The sequence below is a fragment of the Burkholderia sp. AU4i genome (assembly GCF_000466765.1).
GTDB lineage: Bacteria > Pseudomonadota > Gammaproteobacteria > Burkholderiales > Burkholderiaceae > Burkholderia > Burkholderia cepacia.
In genome coordinates this window covers 1-7703 of the sequence record NZ_ASSI01000248.1, presented here as the reverse complement: position 1 = coordinate 7703, position 7703 = coordinate 1, and the positions used below count along the sequence as shown (strand labels likewise).

8 protein-coding genes are annotated in these 7703 nt (G+C 68.4%); 6 read left to right on the top strand and 2 right to left on the bottom strand.

Annotation, left to right across the window (positions count from 1 at the left end):
* The 5 genes from L810_RS39195 to L810_RS39175 form a co-directional block, all read left to right on the top strand.
* The coding region (locus tag L810_RS39195) for a nitronate monooxygenase (RefSeq protein ID WP_042978113.1) at nucleotides 1-350 on the top strand (350 nt) is incomplete at its 5' end.
* A gap of 80 nt (nucleotides 351-430) precedes the next feature.
* Nucleotides 431-1885 carry a M20 family metallopeptidase gene (locus tag L810_RS39190; RefSeq protein WP_021163689.1) on the top strand — a complete coding sequence of 485 codons (1455 nt, stop codon included), beginning with the start codon at nucleotides 431-433 and terminating at the stop codon, nucleotides 1883-1885.
* 40 nt (nucleotides 1886-1925) lie between these two features.
* Nucleotides 1926-3035, top strand: coding sequence for a malate/lactate/ureidoglycolate dehydrogenase (locus L810_RS39185; protein ID WP_021163688.1), 1110 nt, complete (start codon nucleotides 1926-1928; stop codon nucleotides 3033-3035).
* Complete coding sequence (locus tag L810_RS46535; RefSeq protein ID WP_021163687.1) at nucleotides 3032-3691, top strand: TfoX/Sxy family protein; 660 nt, start codon at nucleotides 3032-3034, stop codon at nucleotides 3689-3691. The genes L810_RS39185 and L810_RS46535 overlap by 4 nt, the downstream gene beginning before the upstream one ends.
* A gap of 317 nt (nucleotides 3692-4008) precedes the next feature.
* Nucleotides 4009-4587: an NnrU family protein gene (locus L810_RS39175; RefSeq protein WP_021163685.1), complete on the top strand. Its 579-nt coding sequence runs from the start codon at nucleotides 4009-4011 to the stop codon at nucleotides 4585-4587.
* Between the two features lie 94 nt (nucleotides 4588-4681).
* Here the strand turns inward: L810_RS39175 and L810_RS39170 are convergent, their stop codons facing one another.
* Together L810_RS39170 and L810_RS39165 are read right to left on the bottom strand one after the other, a co-directional pair.
* Entirely contained in the window at nucleotides 4682-6061 is a 1380-nt protein-coding gene (locus L810_RS39170; protein WP_042978109.1) for an amino acid permease, read from the bottom strand.
* 285 nt (nucleotides 6062-6346) lie between these two features.
* A complete protein-coding gene (locus L810_RS39165; RefSeq protein ID WP_021163683.1) occupies nucleotides 6347-7084 on the bottom strand; it encodes a sulfite exporter TauE/SafE family protein in 738 nt (245 codons plus the stop codon).
* A gap of 316 nt (nucleotides 7085-7400) precedes the next feature.
* Here L810_RS39165 and L810_RS39160 point away from each other — a divergent pair.
* The coding region (locus tag L810_RS39160; RefSeq protein WP_042978107.1) for a hypothetical protein at nucleotides 7401-7703 on the top strand (303 nt) is incomplete at its 3' end.

Here is a 7703-nt window from a genome sequence, read left to right as displayed (position 1 = left end):
CCGGCCGCTCGGCGCAGCATCGCGCGGCGGTGCGCGCCGCGCGCGACGACGGCACGCGCCTGACCAACCTGTACACGGGCCGCCCCGCGCGCGGGCTGCTGACGCGTTTCATGCGCAAACAGGGGCCGATGAGCGCGCTCGCGCCGGCGTTTCCGCTCGCGACGGCCATGGTCGATCCGCTGCGCGGCGCGTTCGAGCGGCAGGGCCGCGACGACTTCTCGGTGCTGTGGTCGGGCGAGGCCGCGGCGCTCGCGCGTGAAGAGGACGCGGGCGAGCTGACGCAGCGCCTGTGGCGCGATGCGCTCGCATGTGCGGCGGGGCTGCGCGACGCGTTTCCGCAGGCGCGCTGAGCGACCGGGAAGGGGGCGCCGGCGCGGGAGCATCGGCGTATCATCTGGGTTTTCGTCAGCCCGATCCAGGCACCCCCACCATGACCTCCGTCGACACTACCCCCGTCCTCGACCATGACAAGCTCGTTACCTTCATCGAGCGCAAGTGGAACGATGAAATCCTCCACGCACTGACCGACTACATCGCGATCCCCGCGAAGAGCCCGGCGTTCGACCCCGACTGGGCGAAACGCGGTTATCTCGAGCGCGTCGTCACCGATGCCGCGCAGTGGGCCGAGAAGCAGCCCGTGAAGGGCCTGAAGCTCGAGATCGTGCGCCTGCCGGGCCGCACGCCGGTGATCTTCTTCGAATCGCCCGCCACGCGCTCGGGCAGCACCGACACGATCCTGCTGTACGGCCACCTCGACAAGCAGCCCGAGTTCGACGGCTGGCGCGCGGACCTCGGCCCGTGGACGCCGAAGTACGAGAACGGCAAGCTGTACGGCCGAGGCGGCGCGGACGACGGTTATGCGATCTACGCGAGCCTCGCCGCGCTCGGCGCGCTCGACGAGCAGGGCATCGAGCGGCCGCGTTGCGTCGGCCTGATCGAGACCTGCGAGGAGTCGGGCAGCTACGACCTGCTGCCGTACGTCGACGCGCTGCGCGACCGGCTCGGCCAGGTGTCGCTCGTCGTGTGCCTCGATTCGGGCGCCGGCAACTACGACCAGATGTGGCTCACCACGTCGCTGCGCGGGCTGGTGTCCGGCGACCTGCAGGTCGAGGTACTCGAGGAAGGCGTGCATTCGGGCGTGTTCGGCGGCATCGCGCCGTCGAGTTTCCGCGTGATGCGCCAGCTGTTCGAGCGCCTCGAAGATGCGAAGAACGGCAACCTGCTGCCGGGCGTGTTCCATTGCGAGATTCCCGACAGCCGCGTGCGCGAAGCCGACGCAGCCGCCGCGATCCTCGGCGACGCCGTGTGGAAGGGGCTGCCGTGGGCCTGCGGCGCGGACGGCAAGCCGGTGCTGCCGACCACGACCGATCCGCGCGAGGCGCTGCTGAATTCGACGTGGCGCCCGTCGCTGTCGGTGACCGGCGCGGCCGGCATGCCGGCGCTCGCGGATGCGGGCAACGTGCTGCGTCCGCGCACCGCGTTCAAGCTGTCGCTGCGCCTGCCGCCGCTCGTCGACGCCGCGCAGGCCGTGCAGCAACTGAAAGAACTGCTCGAACTCGACCCGCCGTATAACGCGAAGGTCACGTTCAAGCCGGACGCGGGTGCCGCGACGGGCTGGAGCGCACCGGATCTCGCGCCGTGGCTCGCGTCGTCGCTCGATGCCGCGTCGCGCCGCCACTTCGGCGCCGATTGCGCGTACATGGGCCTCGGCGGCACGATCCCGCTGATGAACGTGCTGCAGGAAGGTTTCCCGTCCGCCCAGTTCATGGTGTGCGGCGTGCTCGGGCCGAAGTCGAACGCACACGGCCCGAACGAGTTCCTGCACGTGCCGTATGCGAAGAAGCTGACGGCGGCGGTCGCGGACGTGATCGCGACCGCGCGCTGAGCGCCACGACTGCCCGACCCGACCTGACGGAACCTTGCCGATGACCGCGTTGCCGACGCCCGATACCGAACCGCTGCGCATGCGCGCCGAACCGCTGCATGCATTCGTCGCGGCACTCTGGGAACGGGCCGGCAGCAACGAGCGGGAGGCACGGCTCGTCGCCGATCACCTGGTCGGCGCGAATCTCGCGGGCCACGATTCGCACGGGATCGGGATGATCCCGAACTACGTCGCGTCGTGGCGGGAAGGGCAGTTGCAGCTGAACGGGCACGCGTCGATCGTCCGCGACGGCGGCGCGGTGCTGACGATCGACGGCGGGCGCGGCTTCGGCCAGGTGATCGCGTTCGAGGCGATGGTCGAAGGGATCGAGCGTGCGCGGCGCATGGGCATCTGCGCGATCGGGCTGCGCGACGTGCATCATCTCGGCCGCATCGGGCACTGGGCCGAGCAGTGCGCGCGCGCGGGGCTCGTGTCGTTCCATTTCGTCAACGTGCCGGGCGACCTGCTGGTCGCGCCGCTGCACGGCGCCGATCCGCGCTTCGGCACGAACCCGTTCTGCGCCGCGTATCCGCGTGCGGGCAGGCCGCCGCTGCTGCTCGATTTCGCGACGAGTGCGATCGCGTACGGCAAGACGCGCGTCGCGTACAACCAGGGCAAGCGCGTGTCGGCCGGGTCGCTGATCGATCATCGCGGCCAGCCGACCGACGATCCGGCCGTGATGCACGAGCAGCCGTTCGGCGCGCTGCTGCCGTTCGGGCTGCACAAGGGGTACGCGCTGGCGGCGATGTGCGAGATTTTCGGCGGTGCGCTCGTCGGCGGGCATACGACCTACGGCGACACGCTGCAGAAGACGAGCGCGATCGTCAACGGGATGCTGTCGGTGCTGATCGACCCGAAGGCATTCGATGCGGCCGATGCGGAGCGTGAAGCCGATGCGTTCGTCGCATGGGCCAAGGCGTCGCCGCAGGCCGGTGACGCGCCGGTACAGGTGCCCGGCGAGCCGGAAGAAGCGAGCCGCGCGGCGCGCGGGGCCGGCGGCATTCCGGTCGACCGCGCGACGTGGCGGCAGATTCGCGAAAGCGCGGCGGCGGTCGGCTTCGACGACGCGGCGCTCGACGCGTGGACGCAGCGTTGTACGGAGCGAGCATGAGCTGGCAGTCGGAGAAGGCACACGGCGAGGAGATCGCGTATCAGCTCGCGCCGCTCGGCAAGGTCGAGGTCGCGCGGTTCTTCAGCGGGGCGGCGATGCGGCTCGATGGCGTGATGTTCGGCTTCATGTCGCGCGGGTCGCTGTTCCTGCGTGTCGACGGCGTGAACCGTCCGGCGTTCGTCGCGGCGGGGATGGGGCCGTTCTCGTATGCGAGGCCGACGCGTACCGTCTCGCTCGAGGGCTACTACGAAACACCGGCCGACGTGCTCGAGGATGCGGGTGCGCTGTTCGACTGGTGCCGCAGCGCATATCGCGCGGCGCTGCTGGCAGGGCCGCCGAAGCGGAAGACGAGGGCGGCGGCGAAGCCGGTGCCGGAGGCGGAACCGGTGGCGAAGCGGGTGGCGAAAGCGACGGCGAAGCCGAAGCCGAAGCCGAAGCCGGCGGAGAAGTCTGCGGCAAAGCCGGCAGTGAAGCGGGCAACGAAACCGGCGGCCAAGCCAGCGGCAAAGGCGGCAGCGAAACCAGCAGCGAAACCGACAGCGAAACCGGCAGCGAAACCGGCAGCGAAACCGGCAGCAAAACCAGCAGCGAAACCAGCAGCGAAACCAGCAACTAAACCAGCAACTAAACCACCGGCAAAGCGCAAGCAAACCTGATGCCGGTCGAGCGAAGCGACACTTTCGCGAATTTCGCTTTCCTTTCTTTCGATCTCGAACGTGTCGGGTCGATTCGCGATTCGCGCGACGCATCACAGGTGCCAGGCAATGCGCCCACGCAGGTGCGTAAAGTCATGCGGCTTGCCGCACCGCACATCCCCCGTGCTTCACAACGGCGGCCCCGGCGTTTATGATCGGCGCGGGTTGCACCCGTGACTGGCGCGACCCGCGCCGGCCTCGCCGCCGGCTCCAACGAACGGCGCATCGTATGCCGCGCGGGACGCTTCCCCACCCATCATTCCAGACGGAGACAACCGATGCTCGTCCTGATTCTCGGTTTAGCGATCTTCCTCGGTGTGCACTCGATCCGGATCGTCGCGGACGGCTGGCGATCGGCGACGATCGAGCGAATCGGCGAGAAAGGCTGGAAGGGCCCCTATGCGATCGCATCGATCATCGGCTTCGTGCTGATCGTCTGGGGTTACGGCATCGCGCGCCAGGGCGCGACGCTGCTGTGGGTGTCGCCGGTCGGTGTGCGCCACCTCACCGGCATGCTGACCGCGATCGCATTCGTGCTCATCGCCGCCTCCTACGTGCCCGGCAACCGTATCAAGACGCTCGTCGGCCATCCGATGGTGGCCGGCGTGGCGGTCTGGGCGATCGCGCACCTGCTCGCGAACGGCACGCTGCACGCCGTCGTGCTGTTCGGCGCCTTCTTCGTCTGGTCGCTCGTCGATTTCGTCGTGTGGCGCGCGCGCGACCGCCGCGAAGGCGTTCGTTATCCGGCAGGCAGGCTGTCGGGCGACGTCGTGGCGATCGTGGCCGGGCTCGTCGTCTGGGCCGTATTCGTGCTGTTCCTGCACGGCTGGCTGATCGGCGTGCGGCCGTTCGGCTAAGCCGCCAGGCACTTGAGCGGCCGAGAAGCCAGGCGGTTGAGCAACTGGCTGGCCGAGCGGCGCCGGCCAGCGCGCCGCCCGCCGAGGGCAACGGTCAGCGCAGTTTCGCGCCGGCCGTTTCGCCGAGTTGGGCCGGCTTGCGGCGCAGGAAATACGCCGCGACGATCGCGAGCGCCGTCGATACCGTGAACCAGAACTGGAAGCGCGAATCCGGGTTGAATGCCTGCGAGCCGAGCACGGCGACGAGCGCCAGCAGCGCGACCCAGTTCGATACCGGATAGAACCACGCGCGGAACGCCGCCGGGTCGCGTCGCTCGTGCTTCGTCTGCCGGCGCATCGCGAAGTGCGCGACGATGATGAAGATCCACACGATCATCACGAACGCGCCGCTGCTTTTCGCGAGCATCAGGAACAGGTCGCTGCCGCTCACGAAGTGAACGCCGAGGATCGACACGCAGATCGCGAGGCACAGCACGAGCGCGTTCATCGGCACGCCTTTCGCGTTGGTACGGCCGAACATCGCGGGCGCGTGACCGCGCTGGCTGAGCGAGAACAGCATGCGCGAGTTCGAGAACAGGAACGAGTTCATCACCGACATGAACGACACGAACAGCACGATCTTCATCGCGACGGCCGCGCCCGTGAAGCCCGCCATGCCGAACAGCGACACGTACGGCGATTTCAGGTTGGCCTTGTCCGTCCACGGCATGCACAGGATCAGGATCGACACCGAGCCGACGTAGAACACCATCACGCGCACGATCACGCTCTTGATCGCGCGGATCACGTTCTTGCCCGGGTTCTCCGATTCGCCCGCGGCGACGGCCGCGATTTCGCTGCCGCCGAGCGAGAAGATCACGACCATCACGCCGGCAAGCACGGGCGAAATGCCGTTCGGCATGAAGCCGCCGTGATCCGTGAGGTTCACGAGCCCGGGCGCCGGAATGCGCGGCTGGAAGCCGAGCAGGATCGATGCGCCGAGCGCCATGAACACGATGATCGTCGCGACCTTCGCGAACGACAGCCAGTATTCCGCTTCACCGAACGAGCGCACCGAGTACGCGTTGCTCGCGATCAGCGTCACGAGCATGAACAGCGCGCCGGCCCACACGGGCAGCCACGGCAGGAAATCGTTGAGGATCGCGCCGAGCAGGATCGCCTCGACGGTGATCGTCATCATCGACTTGAACCAGTACAGCCAGCCGACCGCGAAGCCGGCCCATTCGCCGAGATAGCTGCTCGCGTAGGTGGAGAACGAGCCGCTGTCGGGATTGCGGGACGCCATTTCGCCGAGCATGAACATGACGAGCGTGACGATCACGCCGCCGATCAGGTACGACAGGATCGCCGCGGGGCCGGCGGTCGCGATGATCGCGCCGGAGCCGACGAACAGGCCTGCGCCGATCACGCCGCCAAGCGCGATCATCGTGATGTGCCGTTGCTTGAGGCTTTGCCTCAAAGAATTGTCCTGCATCTCCTACCTCTAGTTATTGTTGGCCGGGAACGCATCGGGCAGCGGCGGCAACGTTCTGCCGCCGGGGGCGCCGATGTCGGGGGAGCGTGTGTGACGCGATGTGCCGAGCCGCCGGCGGTGAGTCGGAATGGCGGCCGCGAAATGCCGGTCGGTGCCCGCGAGAGGGCGATGACGACGGCAACCCGGATTGTGGGCGGACACCGCCGTCACCGCAAACGAGATATGAGAAGGACGTCTTGCGGTTTGCTCATCAATTGCGGTGGCGGCGACAAGCGTGTGCGTGTGTCAGATCGGCTTGACGAACAACCCGATGGTCAGCAATGCGCCGATGCAGACGATCCCGATCCGCAGCACGCGTTCGTTCACGCGATGCAGCGCCCACGTGCCGAGCAGCCCGCCGACGATCGCGCCGCCGCCGAGCGCGAGCGCCTTGCCCCAGTGCAGGTGCGGCGACGTCAGGAACAGCACGACGGCCGATGCGTTCATCACGCCCGCGAGCGCGTTCTTCGTCGACATCGCGTGACGCGGCGACAGGCCGGCCATCGTCAGCACGGCCATCATCAGGAAGCCGAGCCCGCCGCCGAAGTAGCCGCCGTAGATCGCGATCATGAATTGCGAGAACGCGGCGGGGACGGTGCCGAGGTGGGCCGTGCCTTCACCCGGCTTGCGGAAGAAGCTGCCCCACGCGAATACGATCGTCGCGAACAGCACGAGCCACGGCACGAGGCGCGAGAAGATCGACGAAGGCGTCTTCAGCAACAGCAGCCCGCCGAGCGCGCCGCCGACCACGCTGATCGCGAACATCGCCCGAAACGACAGCTTGCCGACGCCGCGCACCATGTTGCGGCTCGCCCAGCCGGTCGTGACCTGAGCGGGAAACAGCGCGACCGTCGATGTGATGTTCGCCGAGAGCGGCGACATGCCCGACACGATCAGCGCGGGCAGTGTGACGAACGAGCCGCCGCCGGCGAGAGTGTTCTGCAGGCCGGCCCACAGGCCGGCGAGGATGACGAGAGCGAGCATGAGTGAAGTGCGGGAACGGGGAGGTGGCTGGAGGCCCGCTTGCCGGCAGCGGGCAGGCGCGGCGGACGCTCGATGGTAATGCAGGATCGCGGACGCAGGAAGGCAGTCGGGGCGTGCTGCTCGATGCGATGCGGGTGCGCGACCCGTCGATGGCGGCCGCGCCGATTGCAATCCCGGCGGCGACACCCGGACGACGCGTGTCCGCTCCCATGGAGATCGCCGTGGAATGCCGGATTTAACGCTTCATTACGATAGGTTTACCGGAAAGGTGCTAAATTCGCGCATCGATATCTCGAAAAGTGGCGAGGGCAGACAGATGCTGAAGAAATGGGCCGGAATGGCAGCGATGGTCGGCGCGATGGTGGCGGTCTCGGCGCCTGCCGTGGCAGGTGACACGAACAACGCTCTGGGCGGCGCGCTCGGCGGTGTCGCGGGCGCGGCGGTCGGCAACGCGGTCGGCGGGAGCACGGGCGCGATCATCGGCGGGGCCGTGGGCGGCGGCGCAGGCGGCGCGGTGACGTCGAACAAGCGCGAACGCACGGGCGCCATCGTCGGCGGCGCACTGGGCGGCGGCGCGGGCACCGCGGCGGGCCACGCGATGGGCGGCACGACCGGCGGG

What these genes read in the sequence shown, in the direction of transcription:
- L810_RS39170 (WP_042978109.1), bottom strand. Translation starts at nt 6,061, where the DNA reads ATGCAGGACAATTCTTTGAGGCAAAGCCTCAAGCAACGGCACATCACG.
- L810_RS39165 (WP_021163683.1), bottom strand. Translation starts at nt 7,084, where the DNA reads ATGCTCGCTCTCGTCATCCTCGCCGGCCTGTGGGCCGGCCTGCAGAAC.
- L810_RS46535 (WP_021163687.1), top strand. Translation starts at nt 3,032, where the DNA reads ATGAGCTGGCAGTCGGAGAAGGCACACGGCGAGGAGATCGCGTATCAG.
- L810_RS39185 (WP_021163688.1), top strand. Translation starts at nt 1,926, where the DNA reads ATGACCGCGTTGCCGACGCCCGATACCGAACCGCTGCGCATGCGCGCC.
- L810_RS39175 (WP_021163685.1), top strand. Translation starts at nt 4,009, where the DNA reads ATGCTCGTCCTGATTCTCGGTTTAGCGATCTTCCTCGGTGTGCACTCG.
- L810_RS39190 (WP_021163689.1), top strand. Translation starts at nt 431, where the DNA reads ATGACCTCCGTCGACACTACCCCCGTCCTCGACCATGACAAGCTCGTT.